Genomic DNA, 21,188 nt, shown 5'->3' with positions numbered 1-21,188 from the left:
GCCTCAGAAATTCGTTACGTCCACGACAAGAATCGTCGCGGTACGGACGTTGAGCGCCGGCGGGCTGCCGGGGAATTGGTCGGTGGTCATGTAGGAGGTCTCGACCAGGCCGCCAGTTGGTCGGGTGGCAACGACTTGGCTGCTGCCGATCTGGTTCCACTGCCGGAACCCGAAGACCATATGGATGAAGGCATAGGTTCGTGAGGCGTCGTACGTTCTCGAAACGTCACCATTGCTGTCGAACATATCGACGACGCGCAGGTACTTCCTAAGGGCGTCGAACGTCTTGTTCCCGTTCGCGTCGAAGACCTGCGCGCCGTAGTGAAAGTCGGTGTTGTCTGGGACGTCGAAGATGTAATAGGGCACGCCGGTCCCTACCGGACCGGCTGATACCACGTTGAAGATGAATCCGCCGGCTTGGTCGTTCCAGCTTGCGCCCATCGTCCAGCCCGTCCCGCCCAGGGCGAGAAGCGGGTACTGCAAGCCTGATCGGTTGAACGACACCATCGACCCGCCGCCGAAAAGCGAGCCCACAGTGTTTATGACCCCTTGCTCGCGGACCGCCAAATTCCTGTAGGTGTCGTCGACCTGCACGGTGTGGCCGTCAGGGTTCCAGATGGTGAAGCCGGCTGGCATCAATACACTCCGTACAACATTGGGACGTCGACCGGCGCGCCGCCGATCGATGACGGTGACCACGAGATGGTCCCGCCTGAGACGCTCATCGAAGGCCGGTATCTGCCGTTGTAGTTGAGGTAGAGCGCGTACCAGATGGTGCCCTGTTCAGCGTTCGCAACTACAAGAGACCCGGTGCTTCCCGCAGGGATCACAGTGAGCCCACTCACCCTGGTGATACGAGTCGTGATGTCGACGAGGAGGCGTCCGCTCTCATCCCAAACCTGCATCCCAGCCGGCATTACCAGAGCCCTGCGCGGAATCTAAGCGTCGCGTTGGAGTCGAATATCTGCAGAAGGTTGTTCGTGAGCGATAGGCGCCCGCTTCCGTTCGAACCGTTCAGCTCGAAACTGTTTCCGCTCTTGCTGATGCGCCAGCCGCGCTGCCCGGGGATGTAGTCCGTGGACTGGATGAAATCCCCGATCATGGCGTTGGTGATCCAGCCGCTGCCGATGAACGCCTGGTTGATGAATACCTGTCCACCCACGACGACGAAAGGCGACAGGGCGTTACCGCCAGCGGCTGATGGAAGTATTCCGAAGAGGTCCGCTGTCACCAGGAACTGGGACTGCACCGTCCCGCCGCTGTTGTCGATACCAACAGCGAAACCAGCCTGGTAGTACTTCCCATCCGTGGTCACTCCGACCTTGCCGATCAGCGCCGCAGATACGCGTCCATCGATGTTTGCCGCCGTCTGGAACGCGAGCTGGGCCGACGCTTGAGCCGCACCCGCTGTGGCCTGCACGGTCGTGATCTGCGACGCGAGCGCCTGCTGGCCATCGGCCAACGTGTCTATCTGCGTCGTGACGCCCGCCAGCTGCGTGCCGAACTGCGCCTGCACCGTGGTTAGTCTCTTGCCGAGCGCCTTGTTATCGCTCACCTGGGCCAGCGTCTGGGCGAAGTACCCCGCCGTGGGCGGAAGGTCATTCGCGCCGCCGATCGTGCCCCCTGTGTCCGCGCCGATCTTCTTCGGGTTCAGCTGGGCATAGACGGACTCTGTCTTCTCGGCTGTGGCCTGCACCTGGCCGTCCAACTCCTCCACGGTCACGTTGATGTTGGACATGGCGAGCGCCAGCCCCGCCGCGGTCTGTGACACCGCGCCGACGTCCCGCCACACCTCTGGGTCGGTGCCGGGCTCGACGCCGGCGGCCGCACTCTCCAGCGCCAGCCAAAGCCGGTCGTTGTGGCTTACAAACGCGCCCGCGGAATAAGCGACGGCCGCGTCCCATGCAGTGGGCGGCTCAATGAAAGATTGCAGGTCATCGATCGAGTCGATCGCCGCGGCCAACTCCTGAGCCAACTGCGTCTTGGTGATCTGCCCAGTGAGGTATTCGAGGATCGGGCCGGCGTCGCTGCTGCTCTGGCCATTGACGGCGCCTGTCTCGGGATACCAGCCGCCGACGTTGCCCGCCTTATCGACGATGCGGCCCCAAAAAAAGAGCGAGGCGCCGGCGGAAAGCCCGTGGAGCTCGGTATGGTTACCTGGGTACGCATAGTCCCCCAGGTGGTACGCGATCGTGTCCTCGTCGTCCGGACGCACCGCGGTGGTGCTCGCCCATATCTCCGTGCGCTGGCTGTCCTCCGCGCCCGGCGGGAACGTCCAATCAATGCCTATGCCGAAGATCAGGGTCTTTGTCGTCAGCGTCGTGAGACGTGGCGGCTCTCCGGTCTTGCCGACGATGTCGGTCGCGACGCTCAGGGCGGCGAGGGACGGAGTGCGGCCGCTGTTGAAGGCTGTCACGCGCGCGATGTAGGTGCCCGTGTAGATGCCGACAACGTCTAGGGAAGTCGTGGATACCGTACCGGCCTGGATCCACTGACCGTTGTCCTTCTGCCATTCCACCTTGTAGGAAACGGCGCTCTCGGCCGCATCCCACTCGATGGTCATCACGTTGTTGGCGATACCCTGCTCGACCACCACGTGGCCGGATATGCGGACATTCGTCGCCGGCTTTTGGACGCCAGTGGGCAGCTGGCTGATGGGCGGGATCTGGATCGTCGCGCCATTGTCGATGTGCGCGAACTTGCTCGCGTTGTGCTGCACAGCGGTAATGGTGAAGCGGATCTCGCCCTGCCCAGAGTCTTCGGAGACGCTGAGGATGCGGAACGTCTGGTTCACCAGCTCGGCGCTCTCGACCGACCACACCGATTGCGGCACCGGGGCCGCAGTGAAAGGCTGGCCGACGCCGAGCGTGCGCCCGTTGACGGTGTTGATCGTTCGGGTTTCCGCGGTGCCGTCGGGGAGGTGGATCGTAAGGGTGTCCCCGACCGCCACCTGACCAGGCTCACGGTCGACCGTCACGGACGCCGCCGTGGCATCGCTCAGGCGGCCCGCCTGACGCATCCCTGCCCGCTTCGGGTCCTGCACGCGGATGATCTGCCCGGGCGCGGCCCGCAGGCCTTCCAGGCCCACTGCGAAGGTCACAGAGTCCGTTTCGTACTGGCTGGTGGTCAGCGCCCACAGACCGCGCCGGTGCGCCTGGCCCTGGCTTGTGCAGCCGAAGGCCACGAACTCGTCCGGCTGAACGCCATACCGCGCGATCGCGTCGTTGTCGGCGACATACTCGACTGCCTGCTTGTAACTGTTAGCCGGGTCGTTGTAGGTGACCAGTGCCGTCGAGAAACGAGTCTTCCGGGCGCTCGACTGGTAGGTGAACCGGCCATCGATGACGTTCGACGCGGTGTAGGTGTAGACCGGGTCCTGCGGCATGTCGGCGACCGTGGTGATCGCGCTTCCCATCCAGTAGCTGACGCCGCTGAATACGGACGCGATGTCGCCCAGAAGACGGAAGGCGTCCTCGCGCGACTGGAGATAGGCCGTGCAGCGGTACCGCGGTTCCTGCCCGCCCTTGCCGTCCGCCACAAGCTGGTCGCAATACTGGGCGATCCGGTACAGCTCCCACTTGTTGATCAGGGAAGCGTCGACTAGGTCGCCGATGCCGTACCTGTCGTTCACGACCAGGTCGTAGAGGATCCACGCCGGGTTGTCGGTCCAGGCAATCTTGAAGGAACCGTCCCAGACGCCCGCATAGGCTCGCGTCGCTGGGTCGTAGTTCGTCGGAACGCGGATCGTGCGGCCCCAGCATACGTAGGAGCGCACCGGGATGTTGCTGAACTGGGAGGCGTCGCCGCTGATCGCCACATAGGCGGTGTTCGGGTAACGCAGCTTTGCGTCGATGATCTCGGTAATCGAGACGACGCGGGTCGTATCTGCCGTCGTCGCGCTGTTGGCGTTCGGGGTGAGCCTCCGCACGCGCACATTCCAGCCCAGGTCAGCCTTGGGCAGATCGACGCGGTGGGTGCGCTGGAAGGGAACGCTGGCCTTTCCGTTGAAGGCTGTCGTGAGCACGGTCTGGTACGCGCCGCCGTCTGTCGAGACGTCGATCGCGTACTGGATCATGTAACCGTTGATGTCGCCGTTCTTGGTGTTGCTCTTCTGCAGGGCATCCACCTGCAGGGTCACGGCGAAGGCCGAAAGGGCCGTGTTGGTCAGCGCGCGAACCCAGGGCGTGTTCGACTTCAGCTCGGTCGAGACGGCGATCTCGTTCTTCACCGAGCCATAGCCCGGGATGTAGCTCTGGTCCTGTGTGCCGGTGCGCACCTGGACGGAGACGCCGGCGAAGTTCAGTGTGCCGTCGGCATTGGCAACCGGCGTGCCGTCCAGCTTGACCGACTGGAGGCCGTTGACCAGGCCGCCGATCTCGCCCTCCGAGAGCAGGTCCTCGATCTGGAAAAACGATATCGAACGCAGCGTGTCCGGCGCTTCGACGGGCGTGTGCGTGCTACCGCCGCCTTTGGCGCCGTGGATCAGGTCGAAGCCCATGGATGTCCCATAAAAAAGGCCCGCGCGGGGCGGGCCTGGATGGAGAGCGGAGAAAGAGATGGATCAGTCGGGGTCGTAGGGGGTCTTCTTGCCGTTGCCACCGGGCGTGCCGAAGCCGACGTTCGAGGGCCGCGAGCTGTAGTCCACGGCCTCTATGCCAGCCGACGCGACAACGCTACCGATCTCCATCGGGCCGCCGTAGAGGATCGGCACCGGTGCACCCTGCGCGGTCACGTTCACGGGCCCATTGAAGATGTAGCTGGCCTGGTTGTTCGCCGAGTCCGCACTGCCTTTACCCACCTTCGGCTGTGGGCTGAGCATCTGCACGACGCCGCCGGCGACCATGGCGATACCTGCCTGGATGAAGGGGGTGCCCCAGCCGCCGTAGATGTTGCCGATCACGCCTACCACGATCAGCACGGCGCCGACGATGGTCGTCAGTACCCCACCGTTCTTGGCGCCAGCGTGCACGGGCGCAATCCTTATCACGGACCCTGCCGGTTCACGCAGCTGATCGACGGTCAGGTTCTCCGCATGCTCACCACGGCCGCGCCAAACGGCGAATTCTATGCCCCTATCCGCCGCTCCGAGGAGGTAAGCGCGGAAGCCATCCAACATCGCGCAGAGCGCCTGGATTGCCTCGGCTGGCGTCTTCGTATCGAGGTGCAATCGAAACTCACGGCCGAAGCGTTTGCGCATGGGCCCGGAGAGGATGATCGTCGTGGCGGCCATGGTCAGCCTGTCATGGTGGTGGGTGCGGCCAGATCGCCAAGGCGCCATACGGAGCGTGTGACCTCCTGCCAGTAGCCGCCATAGACGTCGCGTGAGCTGAGCCGGCCGTGCAGGTGGTGCAGGATATTCCCGTCGCCGATGTAGAGCGCAGCGTGATTCGGCACGAGGTTCTTCGACCGAATCTGCATGAGGATAAGGTCCCCGGCGGCGATGTCCTTCAGGTCTATTTTGCGGAAGCCTGCTGCCTCCATGGCGCTGTCGCCGTAGAGGTCGCTCGAGCCATCATCCCACCAGCCATCGGCGCGGGGCGGGTCGGGCAGCAGGATGCCGCGCTCGCGGGCATACCAGTCGCGGCAGAGAGCCCAGCAGTCAAGCACGCCATGCGACCAGGTACGCCCGACCAGCGGAGCCTCATACCCATTCGGCTCGATGATCTGCGTATCTGCGACGACCGGTACCGGCTCGCCCGGCATGACCGAGACGATCACCCACGGCAGTTCGGAACGCTCGCAACCTACCCTATCGGCCTCGGATGGCCGCGCCGGGACGTCCGGGTGCGAATGGACGATGGCTGTTACCTCGCCCTGGTCTTCCGCGGCCGCCAAGTCTCGCGGCGACAGCACGAAGTGCTCGTCCGGCGTCCCCGCAAGGTTCTCGCATGGGATGTACCGCTCACGCCCGCGCCGCACGACGATGACCCCGCAGGCCTCACGCGGGTAAGCCTCCAGCGCATGCGCGTGGATGGCGGCCTGGGTGCGATGTTTCATCACTTGATCAGCGTGGCCGCAGGGAAAGAGCCGTAGGGAAGCTCAGCGTCCTGGCCGAAGCGGAGGCGGCAGGAGGTCAGCCGGCCGCCGCACATGTCCAGCACGGGGTCGTCCGTGGGCGTGTCGTCCGGCTTCGCCACGGCGGGGCCGGTGTAGCCGCAATACGGGCCACGGTAGCCACCGATGGCCAGCCAGCTGCATACGTTCGCGATGATCTGCCGGCGCGGCAACTGGCGGCCGCCGAAATCCATCGGGCTCGACAGCTCGAACGTGACCTGCGTCGAATCCTCGGCCGACCGGCGCTCGATAAACCACAATTCCGGCGGAATCTCCTGTTCGGGGTCAGCTGTCGGGTTGCCGCCGGGAAAGTTGGCCGCATCCAGGTACTTGCCCAGCGTGCGCCGGCGAGTGAAACGCGCACCGACGAGATCCTGGAACGCCAGACAGAGCGCCGTGATCCGACCGTTGACGTTGCCGACAGCGAGCGTGGGAACCGGCGGCTGGTCCGGGTCGATCTTGAAGCCCTGGGTGGCAATCGGCCAGGGCTCATACGACACGCCCTGCCAGATGATCGGCCCGATCTGCGTGTAGCCATGGAACCGCAAGATGTCGCCCGCGCCGCCGTTGGTGATGGGCCGCGCATCGATCTCGAACAGCTCAACCCACGCCCCCGGCTCGAGGGTCTGGATATCGGCGAAGATCGTCACGGCGCGAACTTCTGATCGAAGGTTACGGACAGGGTGTAGAAGCCACCGCCGAGCGGGTTGAGCCCGTAGGCCGACGCCTTGTAAAGGCCCTGAACGCCTCGCGGTGGCGTCCACAGGAAGCCGGTCGCGCCGGCGTGCCGATCAAGAAACGCCGTGATCTCATCGATCTGGATGCCGCTGCCGAAGAACTGGAGCGGCCACGACTGCACCTTGTTGTTGATGCCGTCGGCGGCTTCCTGCGAGTACCCATCGCCGAATTGCGACTTGAGTACGCGATAGTTGGCGTTGCCAGTGGGTGCGCCGACCGGCATCCAGCTAAACGTCTCGGCCATCGTCAGCCCCTCGCGCGCCAGAGTGCGCCACCTGGCGCCATGGCCCTCTGGAGCTCCTGCTGCGCGATCGCGCGCATGTTCTCACCCAACTGCTTGCCCCATGCCTGATAGTCGCCTTCGGAAGTGGTGTCGCCGCTACCGTCTGCATTGACAACCACGCTCACATTCACCGACGCGGCATCGGTACCGCCTACCTGCTTCACACCCAGCTTCCCGTCGGCCGTGCGGGTGAGCGGCATGATCGCTTCCGGGCCTGCCTCTCCCATGAGACCCGCGCCACGCGCGAAGGCGAACATGGTTGGGCGATCCACGATCGTGTTCGACCAGTTCGACAGGGAGGCGCCGTCCACCACGCCGCCTTTGGCGTAGACCTTCGACACGAAGCCCTGCGAGTTATAATCGACTCCGCCCTGCCCGTTCGTCCCACCATATCCGCCGGTGAAGTAGCTGAGGCCGTAATTCAGGAGGCTCGCAGCTGCCTTGTTCGCCTGGAGTCGCGCCACTTCCTTCAGGATGGAGGAAACCAGGTCCTTGATGCTGGCCTTGCCGGTGGTCGCGGCATCGACGATGAAGTCGGACAGGCTTCCGTACGTGCTCTGGACCAGGTTGGCGAAGCTGGTCGCGGTGTCGCTGGCATCGTAGGTGATGTCGGCCAGCGCACGTCGAGCACCGTTCGTCCAGTCGGCACGCGCGGCGTTGAGGCGCGCATCCGCGTCGTAGACCAGCTGCACGCGCTGGTCCTCGTACTCCTTGATCGCCGCCAGCCGTGCCTGGTACTCGTCGTCGGTAAGCGTTCGCCGGTTTGCTGGATCGTTGAGCCGGGCCAGTTCGCGGTCCGCGTCGCGCTGGATGTCCACCAGCTGCCGCTGGATGTCGATCTGGTGCTGGCCCATGCCAAGGCTCTGCACCTGGATGTCGAGAGCCATACGGTCGGTCTGCAGACGCTGCTGCATGGCCTCGCGGTAGCTGTTCAGTTCGACGGTCGCGCGGGCCCGCTGCTCGATCTCCTTCTTATCGGCCGAGATGCCCTTTTCGATCTGGGCGACCATCTCCTTCCAGCCATCCGACACGTCGATGCGTAGGTCTTTTTCTTTCGGCCCCTTTGACATGATGCCGGCGACAGCCGCCGCCTCGCTCGCCCGGATCTTGTCGGCCAGCGCCTTGTCCCCGACCTGGGTCGCCTTGGCGATCGCGTCGTTCGCCTGCTGGTGAATGGCGGCGATCTGTCGCGCACGCTTCGTCTCGTCGGACTCGTACTGCTGGGCCTCCTGCGCGAGGCGGATAGCCGCGTCGTTGGCCTGCTGGGTCGCGGCGTCTCGAGATGCTTTTTTCTGGGCAGCCACCTGGGCGTCCTGCATCGCGCCCAGTTCCTTCGTGGCGTCGTCGTAGAACTGCTGGGCGGTTTTCCCGAGGAACGCCGTGCTACCCAGCCCGCGGTCGACCAGCTTCTTCGCCGCGTCGCGGTTCTCGAAGAGAACGTCGAATCTTTGCTGGTCAGTCTGCGCGCGTCCGAGATCCCGTGCCGCATCGATGGCACGGCGCGTCGCGCCGGTGATGCCGTTCCACGCCTGCTCGATGAATCCCAGGTTCTCCTTTACATCCTTCGACCGCGAAACCACAGCCGCGCTGTAGCTCTCCATGGCCAGCCGAGCTGCCTCCTGCGTTCGACCCTGGTCCTCCAGCGCCTGGATCTGGTCGTAGACCGCCGCGGTGAGGTAGTGATAGGACGAATTGAGTTCAGCTGACGCCTTGACGGGGTCATCCGCCAGCTTCGCGAATCGCGCCACCATGTCCTCGGCGCCATCGCCGGCGGCGATGGCCGCAGACGCGACGAGCCGCAGCTGGTCGGATGTGAACTTGCCCGATCCAGCTACCTCGGCGAGCACGGCGGCAGCGTCGTGCTGCGTGCCGCTCGTGCGCGACAGCTCTTCGGCAAGTCCCTGGAGCTGCTGCGTGGTGACGCCGGCATAGTTGCCGCTGTTGATCAGCGCCTTCTGGAACGCTACCTGCTCATCGCTTCCCGACTTCCAGGCGGCAAAGAGCGCCACGGCCGCGCCGGCGAGAAGCGTGGCGGGGTTCACAAGGCCGAGCAGCGAGGCTCCGAGCGCCTTCGCCGCGGCGCCCACGCCGCCGAACATGTCCTTGAGCTGGCCGCCCTGTTGGAGCAGAACTGACAGGGGTCGCTGACCCGTAGCGAGGCCCGAGACGATATCGGTGATCTGTGCCGGCACGCCGCGCATGGCGGCGGCGCGAGCGCGCTCGCTCATGACGTAGCTTTCGCTCGCTTGAGTCAGCGCCTTCTCGTTAGCCAGCGCCTTTTTCGCGATCTGGTCGCCGAGCTCGCCACCGATGCGCACCTGGGCGTTGTAGGCGATCTGTTCGGCGCGGGACTTTCCGAGCAGCTCAGCCTGACGGTTCAGGCTCTCCGCGTACCGCTTTGTGCTCGCGTTGGCCTTGTCGAACTGCGCGGCTGCCTCGGCACCAAGGCCCGATACCTTCCGCTTGGCGGCCTCGACGCCCGTCTCCATCGTCGCGGTATTCACCGTGACGTCGATTCGGGCAGTGCCGATGCTCTCTGCTTCGGTCATCGTCAGCCTTTGTGGATCTCGTCGAGGGCCGCGTCCTCAATGACGCGCAGGTGCGCGAGCATCTCGTCGTAGCGGTCGGGGGTGAGGTTCATGCGGTCGAGCTCGTGGAACACGACGGTGTAATTCAAGCCGTAGGCCCCGCCTGGGCCCACATTCCACTGCCTCCAGATGCGGCTGAAAAACTGGATGGCATCCCAGGCCTCCGGCCACACATCGACGTGCGGCTCGGGGAAGTGCTTAAGCTTGAGGCCCGTCCCGGCGAGTTCCGCTTCACTCGGGCGCCGCCAGTACAGCGCCCGAGTGGCGGCCGTCAGTTTTTTTCCAGTTCCTTCCGGCGCGCCTGGTGGAAGCCGGCGAACAGTATCTCGACGATCCCCGGGTACTCGTCCTCGAAGGCCTTCACGCCCTCTTCGGTGAGGTCGAAGTCCGTGTCCCACGAGTCCACCAGGAACGCAATCAGGCCGGCCATCGTCGCGCCAGATTCCAGGCGCTCGCGAACTTCCGACTGCTTCCTGTTGTGATAGGTGACTTCCAGCTTGTCCGTGGAACCCTGGCCGGTGATGGTCAGGGTCGCCAGCAGCACCTTGGGGCCGTTGCCTTTCTTCAGGCTCATGCAGCCTCCACGAGAATGGCATCACCCAGCGCCGTGAAGGTCGCCGTGTTACCCATCGGATTGTTCGCGGCAGTGGTCGGGTCGGCGTCGAACGAGAAGTAGCCGTAGCGGTAGATGGTGTCGCCGTCCGGCAGCTTGCAGCGCAGGACAATTGGCTTCCGCTTCCTGTCGGCAGCCTTCGCGGCGGCATACCAGGGCAATTTCGGGTCGAAATACAGCGGGAGTGTGAAGGTCTTCGCGTTCTTCACCGTGGGCACGCTGATCTGCCGCGAGCCTTCGAGGAACTGGCCGGTCCAGAACTGCTGGTCGCCGCCGCTCGTCGATACGTCGCCCTGCTGGCTGAAGTCGACGAAATCGGAGGCAACCATGAACTGCGCCGCGGCCAAGCCTGCGGGGAAGACTTCGAGGTCAGATGCGTCGAAGCCCAGAAGCTCTACGGTATCGGATGCCCCCTCGGTAACCGCACCTGCCTCCACCGCTGTGTTATTGGCGTCCGGCCAGGCCGACAGCATGACGAGGACGTCGCCCTCGTCAACCGAGCCAGTCGGCACGGTGGCCACGGCGGGATTGGCATTGGAGACGGTGGTTGCGATGATCGCCGCGCTCAGCGCGGTCGAGATGCCGAACACGGCGCCATTGGGAAATTTCAGGCTCATGCTTGAGTCCTCTGTGCTTGACGGTGGAGTAGTAGCCGCCAAACGGCGGGCATGAAAAAGCCGCCCGAAGGCGGCCGGTGGAGCGCATCGCCCGCTGGTCTATGCCCGCGGGTACCAGATGCTGAAATCGGTGCGAGCACCGTAAAGCTTCAGGACGGCGTTCATGTCGGACACCGGAGCGCCGAGAGTTTTCACCTTCAGGTTGGTGGCCAGCAGCACATTGCGAACCTGCCGCGAAAGGTCGCTGGCCTCGAGGCGAGTCGTGCTCCATACCCATACCTGGACGCGAGCGTTGTCGTGGTCAGCCGGAGCCTGCTCGGAATAGTCGATAGCGAGGCCGCCCACCGTCTGGTAGACGATGAGCGGATAAATGGGGTTGTCGGCGGTGACATCGGGCGTGCAGCGCCCTTCCACGAGCGGACTAAGCGCGGCGAAGAGGCGTTCTTCAAGGCTCACACGAAGTCCTCATCCGGCGGCTGGTAAGCCTCTCGAAGCAGTTCTGGAAGTCGTTCGCGGCCGCGCTCCAACGCCGCCCGCTGCGCACGATCGCGCGCGATGTCGAAGGCAGGGCGGAGGAATGGCTTCGCAGGGACCCACAATGGCACCGCGAGCACGACGTTCTTGTTCGTGTGCCACTTGCCGTTCGCGTCCTTGAACGTGGCGTAGTTCTGCCAGTGCCCGAACTCTATCAGGTGACCATGCGGCGCCTTCCTGGCGTTCCACGTGATCGAGTAAGTGACGTTGTCCTTGTTGGAGCGATCATCCTTGTACGCCAGATAGATCGCGCTCTGCAGCAAGCCCTCCGCAACCGGAACGAGGCGCTTCGCCTCGTCGCGGTATTCAGTTCCGCTGGCGACGGCCATCGACCGGGCGAGCCGGGTCGCGAGTGGACCCGTGAGCTGGTTCAGGCCGGCGAGTGCACTGCTCGTGTCGGCCTTCGCCTGGAAGCCATCAGCCACTGTTTGCTCCACGGTTGCAGACGAGATCCGTCCACTCCCTGCGGTCCTCATCCATCTGCACGGACGTGATGTCGTAAATAACGCCGCCCATCAGTACTCGCATACTCGCGTCGAGGCCCTGCCGGTACCGGATCCGGAAGCTGTAGCGCGTGACCGAGGTGGACACGCCGGCCTGATCTCCGGTCACCACGCCCATGCCGGTCTGGCTCTTCACTTTCGCCCAGGTGATGACGTGGTCGACCCATCCCTTGATGGGCTGGCCGGCGGGGTCCTTGACCGTGCCGGGCTTCTGGATGGTGATCTTTCGGTTGAGAGGACCGGCCGCGAGTGGCATCAGTAGCGCTTCCGATACTGAAGCAGGCGCTCTACGCCGAGCTCGAGCTGGCTGCTTACCTCGCCCACGACAACGGCCTCACGATTGGAATACCAGTGCCCGACGAGAAGCCTGACAGCCTGCTCGACATCGGGTGTCAGCGCCATTTCTCCATCGTCGGCAGGCGTGCCATCGACGATCTTGCGGTCGCAATGCTGTTCGACGTGCGCGATGGCCGCATCGACGTAACCCTGCAGCAGGGCGTCAGGTGCCTCGTCGGCACTGGCGCGAAGCTGATCGCGCAGGACGTCTAGGTCGAGCACGATCGCCACTTACTTCTTCTCCTCCGGCGCCGCGGGCTTCCTTTCCCCGCTGACGTCAGGCTTCTTGTCTTCGGACGTTGCCGGCTTTTTCTCTTCCGGCGTCGCCGGCTTGCCCTTCGGTGCCTTTCGACCGCTGTCGCCGACCGCCTCAGCCAGACCCTTGCCGATCAGGGTGTGGCCGTACTCTTCTGCGACGTCGATTACGTCGCCAGCGCGGACTCGGCCTTCGGTCGTCTTGGTCACACCGGGGTCACCCTTGAACCCCCAGATTGCTTTGATCTGCATATCAATCTCCATAGAGGGCGGGCCCACAGGCCCGCCCCGGTTGGTCAGCCGCCGGACGGAACGGCGAAGGTGCCCTTGACGAAGGCATAGGCGCGGCGCACGGCCAGGCCCAGGCGCTCTTCGACCAGCAGGGCACGCTGATTCTTGATGAAGTCATCGTTGATCCAGCCGACCTTCACCGTGTACGCCATGCGGTCGTAGATCCGTGCGCCCTGGGCGAACGAGCCGACGAGGTACTCGCCTCCCGTGGTGGTGCCGTCGCCCTCATCCATGCTGTCGGACGTCACCACCGGTCGACCCCAGAGGATCGGGGTGGCGAGACCCTGCAGGTTCGCGAACAGGTAGCGGTTCTGGGCGTCCTTCTGGAGCTCGATGTTCATCCAGTCCAGGTCGGTCATCACGATGGCATCCGAACGGCGCTTCGACTGCTTCTGCGCCTGATAAAGCGCGCGGCGCACGGTGTCGATCGCGGTGTCGCTCGCGCGGCTCAGCGTGGTGTCGAACGCCGTGGCCTGGGTCATCAGGCCGTTCAGGTTGTTGCCGGTGCCGTCACCCTTCAGCAGCTGGGCTTCCTCTTCCAGCTTCAGGTCGTAGCGCAGCAGCTCCCAGAGATAGCTCTGCAGCTGCGGCACGTCATCGAGCGCTTCGTCGGTTACCGGCATCCACACTGCGATCTTCTTGATCGTGTCGGTGTGCGGCTCGAACGTCACGTTGCTGGACGGCTTGGTGCCACCTTCCGCGACCGGCGCTGCGCCGCGCGTGTGGAGCAGCTCGCGGAAGTAGGTGTACGCGTTCCCCGTCACCGGAGTGCTCGGAATCAGATCGCGAATCGCCAGTTCCTGGCGGGGCTTGTCCTGGATCACCGGATCGTAGACCGGTGCCACGATGCCTGCGCTGGTGACCAGCTTGGTCTCCATCATCGCGACCATGTCGCCCTTCGTGAACTCGATCTCGGCCTTCTGCTGCTTCTTCTCGCTGAGGGCCTTGTAGTCCTCGTTGCCCTTGATCAGGTCGATGAAGCTCTTCTGCTCGGGATTGGCGCCACGCAGCTTGAGCCCCTTCTCTTCGAGCTTCTGGACCTTCTCGATGGTCTTTTCGATCTCGCCCTTCTGCTTCTCGATCAGGGACTTCAGTTCCGTGGTGACCGAGTTGCCCTTCTCGATCTCGCTCATGGCCGCGTCGTACTTCTTCTGCAAGCCCGCGAAGCCGGTCTTCAGCTCGTTTTCGAGGGATTCGCGCAGGTCTTTGATTTCGGTCGTCATGCGTGTGCTCCGATGATGGATTGGAAGTTGAGGTGCATTTTTTTCAGCTCCTCCACGGTCGCCGTGGCCGCGTCCTCACCATCACGGTGGATCGCCGGAAAGCCGAGCGAGGCGACTGCCGCCGCCTCCTTCTGCGAAAGGCCCAGCCGCTCGCGGAGGGCGCCTTCGAAAAGCCGGATATCGCCCTTCACGCTGGTGACCTGCGCTTTGGGATTCATGCCGAACGGGACGATGGACGCCTCCCACAGTTCGGCCTGCTTGATGACGCGCACGGAGCGCCCGTTGCGGGTCTCCATCGCGTCTTCGATGGTGTTGAAGCCGATCGACATGGAGTCGAGCGTGCCGTCCTGCATCAGCGCGTACGCATCGCGCGCGTAGCTGACGCCCAGGTTCACCTTGCCCTTGACGGCGAGGCCGTGGTCGTCCTGCCGATACTCGGCCGAGCCGATCAGGCGCGTGAGGTCGTGGAACAGCGCCAGCTTCAAGCGGCCACCCCGCGTGGTCTTCACCCGGACGAAGGCACCGGGCAGGATGACGTCGTCGCCGAAGTCGATGTTGTTGAAAACGGCGGCGTAGCCTTCGAAGTTGCCGGCGTCGTCCGCGGCCTTCACCTCGAAGGGGACTTCAAGCTTGTGGAGCATCGGTGGTCTCCCAGCGAGTGATTCGGTCGTATTCGGCGCCTTCGAGCCGCGGCAGGTTTTCTTTCACCCGGACGTCGTTAATCGACATCCATCCGGACCCACCCGAACCGCCTAGGGCGGCCTTGTAGTAGTTCGCACGCGCGGCGCTGTCGGCGCGCAGGAGGCCCTCCATGACGAACTCCACGAACATGGTGGAGTCGCCGAAGAGCTTGTCGTTGATCTCGTCCTCGATCGCGTCCGTGTACGGCTTCAGACCGAAGGTGACGAAGCCGCTCGTCTGCTGCTCCAGGTTGGAGCCCATGATCGAGGTCTTGCTCGCACGCTGGGCCAGGTAGAGCGGCACGCCCCAGATGCCAGCGAGGGCCTCTTCCTGGAACTGCTGCGACTCGATGAACTGGCTGTCCTTCTGGCTCAGGCCCGCAGGCAACACCGTGGGGTCGCCCTGCAAGATCGCCATCTTGCCGATGTCGTCGACGTCGCCCTCCCGAATGTCGGGAAACTTCGCCATGACCTGTTCCTGCTGGGTCTTCGTCAGGAACTGCTTGTAGATGACATAGCCGCCAGTGAAGCCGCCTTTACGCATGAAGCGCGCCGACCAGTCCTGGCCCGCTTTGGCGATGCCCATGGTCTCGGCCTGATACTCGACCGGCGACAGCCCGGTGATGCCGTCCTGGCTGAACAGCTTGAAGTGCAGCATGTTCTCCGGCGACACCGCGAACCGTTCCCCGTTTAGGGTGACCCAGTAGATCAAGGCCTCGGTCGTGTCGACCTCAACGTTGTCCGTCGGCACCGGGATCAGGCCGATCCAGTCCCCCTCGGCATTCCTTTCGATGATCGCGTAGGCGTTCCCACGCAGCGCCATGTTGACGACGATGGCCTTGAGGAAGTTGAGCAGCGTCATCCATGGGTTCGGTTTCCGAAGAAGCCGCAGGAGCCGCTTGTTGACGACACCGTCACCCTTGACCAGCACGCGCGTGCCGGCGTCGTCGTCATACAGCTTGAGCGGTAGGCCGGACGCCGACTCGCTGAGGATCTTCACGCATGCCCATACGATCGGGATGGACATGCCGCGCTTCGGCGTGATGGTGACGCCAGCGCGTGTGCGCCGGCCGCCACCGACCTCCATATCGACCTCGACGTAGTCGCCCGTCTTTGGGTCGGTGTAGCCGAACATGCGCCACGAGAGCGGGTTGTACCAACGAAAAGCCATAGTCAGCCCACCAGCCCGAAGAAGCCGTTGTTGAGGTAGTCATCCATTCCGGCGCGGCTCTCCGGGTTAAGGGACATGAGCGAGGCGGCGTTAAACAGCGCCATCAGCGGATCGATCTTCGCCGTGCCGCTGGCCTGCTTTGTGATGTTGATGGCGTTGCTCGTGAGCACGATGCGGGCATTACCGACGCACCAGTTCATCAGTGGCTGTCCGCCATGGACGATGGTTCCCTCGGCCAGCTTCCGCTCGACCGTCTTGATCGCTCCGCCTAGCTTCCAGCCCTGGCTGATGCCCACGACCTTGTCCTTCGGCACGCCGGCATCCTCAAGCGCATCCAGGATGCCGCCCAGGCCGGCCGGATCGACACCGACCATGTCAAGAAGGCCCGCCTCTTCGATCTGGGCCACGAAGCTAGCCACCTCGTCCACGTCGTCTCCGATCTGGCGAACGAGCGCGAGGTGGCCCTGCTTCTCGAAATCCAGCAGTGCCGGCGCGACCTCTTTTCTCCGCTCCAGTACCGACGGGTGCGCCCAGGCTCGGGTCCACACCATCCACTGCTTCGTTTCTTTGTGCCGACCGATCGCGGCAAAGCCCAGCAGGTCGTCCAGGCCGCCGCCGTCGATCCCTACGTCGATAACCTCGCAGTCCCGGAGCAGATCGGGCAGCCCTACCTTTCCGGCACGCCGCTCCCAGAAATCCGCCCCGGCCCACCGGTCGGAACGCAGCGCCAGACCGATCTCTACATTGAGGTGCTTGGCCAGAAAGCCGCGCATTGACTCTTCGCCAGCCGTCTCTGCCTTCTGGAACTCACGTTCCAGGTATTCCTTGTCCACCGAGTACCCCATGTTGGGGTTCACCATGTGGAAGTTTTCCGGCTTCCGATGCTCGCCCTCGGCGATCATCGCCGCGGGAAACTCGTAGATGATCGGGACGAACCGCTTGTCCTCGATCTTGCCGTCGCGCACGTCTCGCGCGTACTGAAGCTTCTGCCGGAACACACCCGCCGGAGGGTCGTCCGACTGCGTGGTCAGGTAGATGATGAAGCCCTCGGGGCGCGAAGCCAGGCCGCCAGTCGCCTCACGAAGCATGTTCTCGGCGTTGTGCTGCTTGCCGAAGAGCCAGAGCTCGTCGACCAGTGTTCCCACCGACTTCTTGCCGCCTACCGTGTTGTTGTCGGCGGCCACGACCTTCAACGTCGCACCACTCTCGCGATGCGTGATGGTCTTCACGTGCACCTGCACGTGCATCAGGTCTTCCAGATCCTCGTCGCGCTGGACCATATCGCGAGCCGGAAGGAAGCTGTTATTAGCGATCTCGATGGTCGGCGCCAGAATCGAGAACTCGGCAGACTGCCTCCAGTTCAGGATCTGGGCCGTCATCATGATGCCGGCCGCGATGGTGGACTTGCTGTTCTTCTTCGGGATCAGCACGAACCACTCGGTTATCAGCCGGCGGCCGGTGTTCGCGTCGTATGCCCCGAAGATCGAGGCCACCAAGTCGAACACCCACTGGTCGCACGCTTCGCCAAAGGTAGGGCTTCCCGGCGCATCGACGATACGCAGTTCCTTGAATACCCGGAGCGCTTCGGCGGCGCGATCTGGGAAGATCGGCGGCGGAATGATCGATTCACCGGCGCGCAGCCGATCCGCCCAGTCCGGGCAGGCGGTACTCCACTCCATGCGGTCAGTTCACCCGCCCGGTGCGCGGCGGCGGAGGCGCCGAGGCGAATCGCCCGCCTCCCGCGCTTGCCGCTGCCTCGCGCTTGGCGTCCTTCTTGCCCTTCTCGCCCATCTTCCCGTGCACGAATGGCGCGGCGGCGACCGCCATGCGGTCCCGTCGATCCGCTTCCGCCTTCGGGTTGTTCATCACCTTGAGCATGTACTCCAGCGGTGTCAGCTCCGCTGGCAGTACCTCACCCTCGAACACCTCATCGGTCAGAGGCGGGCCAGGCGGGAGCGCCGCGACGCGACCGGCCACCTTCTTCTTCGTCGTCTTCGCGCCCGCCTTCGGTGCGGACGTCTTTTTGCCCTTCGAGGTGCTGCCCTTCGGTCGGCCAGCACCCGGGCGGGGGCCACCTCGCGGCATGCCTCACCTCGATGCGCCCGATAGGCCTCAAAGCCTTGCGCGGCGCGGGTTGTTTGATTTCCTGCCCCTGCTGCGATTAATCAAACAGGGGAAATTTTCTCTGCGTGCGGGGACGGTCGGTTTCCGGTCCGGATCGGGCCAGACTTTTGACCCGCCCCCACCCTCGTCGATGCGACTCGTTCGCATCATCGGGCGCGGGGCAAAGCACGCGAACCCCGATGCGACTCGTTCTCGTTCACGTCGACCGACCGAGGTCGGTCTGCGTCTTGCGGTGGTGACACCCATCGGGTCCGATGCACAGGACCTGGCAGTTGTCGTCCACGTCGGCGCCGCCGTTGGTTAGGGCGACGATGTGGTCAAGCTCGAACTCGTGCATGGCGACCAGCCGACCGCAGCCGGCACAGTGAGGGTTACGCGACCAGATGCGCAGGCGGCGCTCCTGCAAAGCCCTGCCCGTCATCCGTCGATCCGCGCTTCGCTGCGTCGCTGGTTGCCTGGACGGCGCCATAGCGACCCGGCTACCGAGCGTTCTCAGCCTTGCCATCGGTCATGCACTCGGCTGGCGGTGCCTTGCGGTCCGCAGCGTTGATCCACCAGACCAGGCATCGCAGACGAGCAGCGCACTTGTCGAACGCCACTTGCCGCGCGTTGCTGTTGTCCGTGATGTCTCGCACCGTCTTCGTCTCAACGAGCACGGGCTTTTGGCACAGCTGAAGCAGGCCCTCAGCGGGCTTTGCCTGCTGCACCACCGTCCGGGTCGTCACCACCTGATCCGGGGCATGGCCTGCCGTCGAGCACGCAGCCAAGAGTAGGAGGCACGGCAGTGTCCAGCAGGGCTTTGGCATCCGCATTCGTCTTCTCCAGCTGGCGGACCTTGTCCCGCAGGGCTTGGCCCTTGGTATCGGCCTTGTCGAGCTCATCATGCAGGCCATTCAAAGCCTGGCTGTCGATCTCTCGCAGGCGCTTCAATTCGGCGATCGCCTTGTCTTGGTCGGCATTGGCGCTCACCTGCTGGTCGAGCGTGCCGCTCACCTTTCCCAGCTTCTCGCTGAGCGTGATCGTCGTGTCCGTCAGCGACCTCGTGCGGAAGTAGGCCACCGTTCCATATACGCCGAGCACGATGATCGCGAGGATCAGGACGTATTCGATGATGAGGCGCACGTTTCCGGTGAGCCAGCCGAGGGCCTTACTGATCAGGCTTGCCATCTTGCGAACTCCGGTTGAGCCCGAGCTTCGCCCAGACAAAGCGCTGCATCACCTGGACGGTTGCACGGGCGCCCAACATGCCGAAGGTGCCGGCGATGAAGGCGGTCCACACGATGCTCAGTCCCCACGCCGAGCAGAGAAGGCCGCTCAAGGCTCCTACGAAGCCGGCGGCGAAGAACTCGATCAGGGCACGGGTGACCGAAAGCGGCTGCGAGGCATCCATCGCTCGAAGGACCGCGCCGATCGCACCGCCCACTGCGGCAAAGGCCGACACGGCCAACAGCCGGACCCAGTCCAGCGGTGGCGACGGCGGCATCTCGCTCACGTTCTGACACCCAGCTCGAACTTGGCGCGCTCCCAGCGCAGGGTGCGGTCTTCCAGGCCAGTCAGGCCGCCGTTGATACGGCGCGTGAGGGCCACGAAGTCGCGTTCGTCGGCGATCTCGTTGCAGCGGTGCTTCTTCCACCACCAGCCGGCGGTCAGGGCGGCGTAGTCCTCGCGTTCCAAGAGCGTCGGGCTGTGGACGAAGTCCACGCCGAATTCCTTCGACGCGGCGGCGTAGTTGGCCCGGCCGGTGATCATGATCAGACCGCGGCCTTTGAACCGCTCGCCATCGCCAGGCTGGGTGTTACCCAGGTCTTCTCGCCCCTCGTAGCCCTTCTGCTGCTTCGTCGGGCCCCAGATTTCCCTGGTGAGTGAGAAGCCGGCCGACTCATGCCCAACCTGCGCAATGAACATCGCCATGCGCCAGTCGAACTCGATGTCGTACAGGTGCATGGCAGTGGAGAGAGGTTCCGCCCACAGCTTGGCGCGCGGCAGCGAGATATTCGCCACCTTGCTCAGCGTCTGGGCTTCCATGGGTTCTCCGAATAGGTTGGCCGCCTCGCCAGGGGAGGCGACGAGACGGCCGGTCGTCCCCGCGGCGGGACGAAAACGACGAAGCCCGGCGCTTGGCCGGGCTTCAGTGGGTTGTATCACTAGGCGCGAGTGTATTGATTTTTTGGGTGGGCATCACCCACCCAAGTTAGGCGGTTCTAAGGGCCCGAAGAATTCCACGTATTCTGGAGCTTCACTCACGTGCGTGGATATCTCAGTCCCCGTGCGCCAGAGGATGCCGTCTTCGAACATAACCACCTGCCACTCCCTTGGAAAACGGCTGTCATCTACAGCAATACGCTCTAAGTCATGCGTGCACCAGTAGTACCCAGGCGCCACGATCTCGTTTGCCTTCATACTAAAGCCCCTTGGAACTGGCGCTCCGCCCTGTGGAGGTCATCGGTGCACGCCTGGAAGGTCCAATCGTAGACGGTTGCCCAGCCCTCGCGGTAGGTCTTCCACGAGAGCCCACATAGATCGGCACGGCCTCGCTCGCTCAGTCGCATGTGCCCTTCCCCGCTGCAATCCTTGCAGGTCCGGTACACCCGCATGTCGTTAGCGACCTGACCGCGCCCATGGCATGCCTGGCACAAGCCCGCGCTCGCCAGTTCCTCTATCACCGCGTCGCGCACCTTCGCGTAACCCGGCGCAAGCTGGGGCACCTCGTGCTCACGGACAACCATCCGCGGCCAGCGTGCCGCGTGAGCATCGGCGTAGGTCCGCTGCCCCCTGCTGCCGCGGGCCGCGATCGCCAGAAGCCCATCGAGCATCGCTGCCTCGCGCCTTGCCCATTCGTCGCGGATCTTCACATCAACCAGGTCGCGCAACTGGGTAGCCGTCAGGCGCGCGCCATCTGGCCACCACACGCGGCAGAGAATCTCGCGGCCAATGCCAGCATCGACCATGCCGAGGGCGGCAGCTACGTCCGTGGCCACGATGTCGGGGATGCCTCCCGAGCCGATGTCGAACCGGCAGTTCTTTGGATTGAGCATGGCGAGTCGCTTTCCGGTGTGCATGGGGTTCCCCTGGTTACTTCCGCGTGTCGTGCACGGCGCCAGCGGCACCGTTCTTTCGTTCTTGGCGTGCTGCACGGCGAAAGTCGCCGGCGGCCCTATTCAGTTCGCGCGCCGCGCGC

At 64.2% G+C, this 21,188-nt stretch carries 25 protein-coding genes; all 25 read right to left on the bottom strand.

What is annotated here, in order from left to right; genetic code table 11:
- Positions 1-3: 3 nt before the first annotated feature.
- The 25 genes from FHS47_RS04690 to FHS47_RS04570 all read right to left on the bottom strand — a co-directional run bounded on the left by FHS47_RS04690 (position 4) and on the right by FHS47_RS04570 (position 21,069).
- A complete protein-coding gene (locus FHS47_RS04690) occupies positions 4-636 on the bottom strand; it encodes a hypothetical protein (protein WP_167023605.1) in 633 nt (210 codons plus the stop codon).
- Positions 637-916: 280 nt separating this feature from the next.
- Positions 917-4,498 (bottom strand): phage tail protein, encoded by a 3,582-nt coding sequence (locus FHS47_RS04685; protein ID WP_167023602.1) that lies wholly within the window; start codon positions 4,496-4,498, stop codon positions 917-919.
- 63 nt (positions 4,499-4,561) lie between these two features.
- Entirely contained in the window at positions 4,562-5,230 is a 669-nt protein-coding gene (locus FHS47_RS04680) for a tail assembly protein (protein WP_167023599.1), read from the bottom strand.
- Positions 5,231-5,232: 2 nt separating this feature from the next.
- Positions 5,233-5,997, bottom strand: coding sequence for a C40 family peptidase (locus FHS47_RS04675; protein ID WP_167023597.1), 765 nt, complete (start codon positions 5,995-5,997; stop codon positions 5,233-5,235).
- Positions 5,997-6,704, bottom strand: coding sequence for a phage minor tail protein L (locus FHS47_RS04670; RefSeq protein WP_167023594.1), 708 nt, complete (start codon positions 6,702-6,704; stop codon positions 5,997-5,999). The genes FHS47_RS04675 and FHS47_RS04670 overlap by 1 nt, the downstream gene beginning before the upstream one ends.
- Entirely contained in the window at positions 6,701-7,036 is a 336-nt protein-coding gene (locus FHS47_RS04665) for a phage tail protein (protein WP_167023589.1), read from the bottom strand. Before FHS47_RS04665 ends, FHS47_RS04670 begins: the two co-directional genes overlap by 4 nt.
- A 2-nt stretch (positions 7,037-7,038) precedes the next feature.
- A complete protein-coding gene (locus FHS47_RS04660) occupies positions 7,039-9,624 on the bottom strand; it encodes a phage tail tape measure protein (protein ID WP_167023586.1) in 2,586 nt (861 codons plus the stop codon).
- Between the two features lie 2 nt (positions 9,625-9,626).
- Positions 9,627-9,917 (bottom strand): DUF1799 domain-containing protein, encoded by a 291-nt coding sequence (locus FHS47_RS04655; RefSeq protein ID WP_247741351.1) that lies wholly within the window; start codon positions 9,915-9,917, stop codon positions 9,627-9,629.
- Between the two features lie 17 nt (positions 9,918-9,934).
- Positions 9,935-10,237, bottom strand: coding sequence for a phage tail assembly chaperone (locus tag FHS47_RS04650; protein WP_167023583.1), 303 nt, complete (start codon positions 10,235-10,237; stop codon positions 9,935-9,937).
- A complete protein-coding gene (locus FHS47_RS04645; protein ID WP_167023580.1) occupies positions 10,234-10,893 on the bottom strand; it encodes a phage tail tube protein in 660 nt (219 codons plus the stop codon). The genes FHS47_RS04650 and FHS47_RS04645 overlap by 4 nt, the downstream gene beginning before the upstream one ends.
- A 99-nt stretch (positions 10,894-10,992) precedes the next feature.
- On the bottom strand, positions 10,993-11,349 hold the full coding sequence (locus FHS47_RS04640) for a DUF3168 domain-containing protein (RefSeq protein WP_167023577.1): 357 nt from the start codon (positions 11,347-11,349) through the stop codon (positions 10,993-10,995).
- Complete coding sequence (locus FHS47_RS04635) at positions 11,346-11,852, bottom strand: HK97 gp10 family phage protein (protein ID WP_208381794.1); 507 nt, start codon at positions 11,850-11,852, stop codon at positions 11,346-11,348. Before FHS47_RS04635 ends, FHS47_RS04640 begins: the two co-directional genes overlap by 4 nt.
- Positions 11,845-12,186 carry a phage head closure protein gene (locus FHS47_RS04630; protein WP_167023571.1) on the bottom strand — a complete coding sequence of 114 codons (342 nt, stop codon included), beginning with the start codon at positions 12,184-12,186 and terminating at the stop codon, positions 11,845-11,847. The genes FHS47_RS04635 and FHS47_RS04630 overlap by 8 nt, the downstream gene beginning before the upstream one ends.
- Complete coding sequence (locus FHS47_RS04625) at positions 12,186-12,497, bottom strand: head-tail connector protein (RefSeq protein ID WP_167023568.1); 312 nt, start codon at positions 12,495-12,497, stop codon at positions 12,186-12,188. Before FHS47_RS04625 ends, FHS47_RS04630 begins: the two co-directional genes overlap by 1 nt.
- Positions 12,498-12,773 carry a hypothetical protein gene (locus FHS47_RS04620; protein ID WP_167023567.1) on the bottom strand — a complete coding sequence of 92 codons (276 nt, stop codon included), beginning with the start codon at positions 12,771-12,773 and terminating at the stop codon, positions 12,498-12,500.
- 44 nt (positions 12,774-12,817) lie between these two features.
- Positions 12,818-14,035: a phage major capsid protein gene (locus FHS47_RS04615; RefSeq protein ID WP_167023564.1), complete on the bottom strand. Its 1,218-nt coding sequence runs from the start codon at positions 14,033-14,035 to the stop codon at positions 12,818-12,820.
- The gene (locus tag FHS47_RS04610; RefSeq protein ID WP_167023561.1) at positions 14,032-14,676 is read right to left on the bottom strand and encodes an HK97 family phage prohead protease; all 645 of its coding nucleotides are present in this window, start codon (positions 14,674-14,676) and stop codon (positions 14,032-14,034) included. The genes FHS47_RS04615 and FHS47_RS04610 overlap by 4 nt, the downstream gene beginning before the upstream one ends.
- The gene (locus tag FHS47_RS04605) at positions 14,660-15,850 is read right to left on the bottom strand and encodes a phage portal protein (protein WP_208381793.1); all 1,191 of its coding nucleotides are present in this window, start codon (positions 15,848-15,850) and stop codon (positions 14,660-14,662) included. The genes FHS47_RS04610 and FHS47_RS04605 overlap by 17 nt, the downstream gene beginning before the upstream one ends.
- A 38-nt stretch (positions 15,851-15,888) precedes the next feature.
- Positions 15,889-17,379 carry a terminase large subunit gene (locus FHS47_RS04600; RefSeq protein ID WP_208381792.1) on the bottom strand — a complete coding sequence of 497 codons (1,491 nt, stop codon included), beginning with the start codon at positions 17,377-17,379 and terminating at the stop codon, positions 15,889-15,891.
- Positions 17,380-17,569: 190 nt separating this feature from the next.
- Complete coding sequence (locus FHS47_RS04595; protein WP_167023552.1) at positions 17,570-17,971, bottom strand: hypothetical protein; 402 nt, start codon at positions 17,969-17,971, stop codon at positions 17,570-17,572.
- Positions 17,972-18,206: 235 nt separating this feature from the next.
- Positions 18,207-18,431, bottom strand: coding sequence for an HNH endonuclease signature motif containing protein (locus FHS47_RS04590; RefSeq protein ID WP_208381791.1), 225 nt, complete (start codon positions 18,429-18,431; stop codon positions 18,207-18,209).
- Between the two features lie 263 nt (positions 18,432-18,694).
- Complete coding sequence (locus FHS47_RS04585) at positions 18,695-19,177, bottom strand: hypothetical protein (protein ID WP_167023546.1); 483 nt, start codon at positions 19,175-19,177, stop codon at positions 18,695-18,697.
- A complete protein-coding gene (locus FHS47_RS04580; RefSeq protein WP_247741348.1) occupies positions 19,158-19,493 on the bottom strand; it encodes a phage holin family protein in 336 nt (111 codons plus the stop codon). The genes FHS47_RS04585 and FHS47_RS04580 overlap by 20 nt, the downstream gene beginning before the upstream one ends.
- A 5-nt stretch (positions 19,494-19,498) precedes the next feature.
- The gene (locus tag FHS47_RS04575; protein ID WP_167023540.1) at positions 19,499-20,035 is read right to left on the bottom strand and encodes a glycoside hydrolase family 19 protein; all 537 of its coding nucleotides are present in this window, start codon (positions 20,033-20,035) and stop codon (positions 19,499-19,501) included.
- Between the two features lie 371 nt (positions 20,036-20,406).
- Positions 20,407-21,069, bottom strand: coding sequence for a hypothetical protein (locus FHS47_RS04570; protein WP_167023537.1), 663 nt, complete (start codon positions 21,067-21,069; stop codon positions 20,407-20,409).
- Positions 21,070-21,188 lie beyond the last annotated feature (119 nt).

The sequence above is a fragment of the Luteibacter sp. SG786 genome (assembly GCF_011759605.1).
In the GTDB taxonomy this organism is placed as follows: Bacteria; Pseudomonadota; Gammaproteobacteria; order Xanthomonadales; family Rhodanobacteraceae; genus Luteibacter.
The sequence above is the reverse complement of the archived record's forward strand: the minus strand, read 5'-3'. Positions and strand labels throughout refer to the sequence as shown.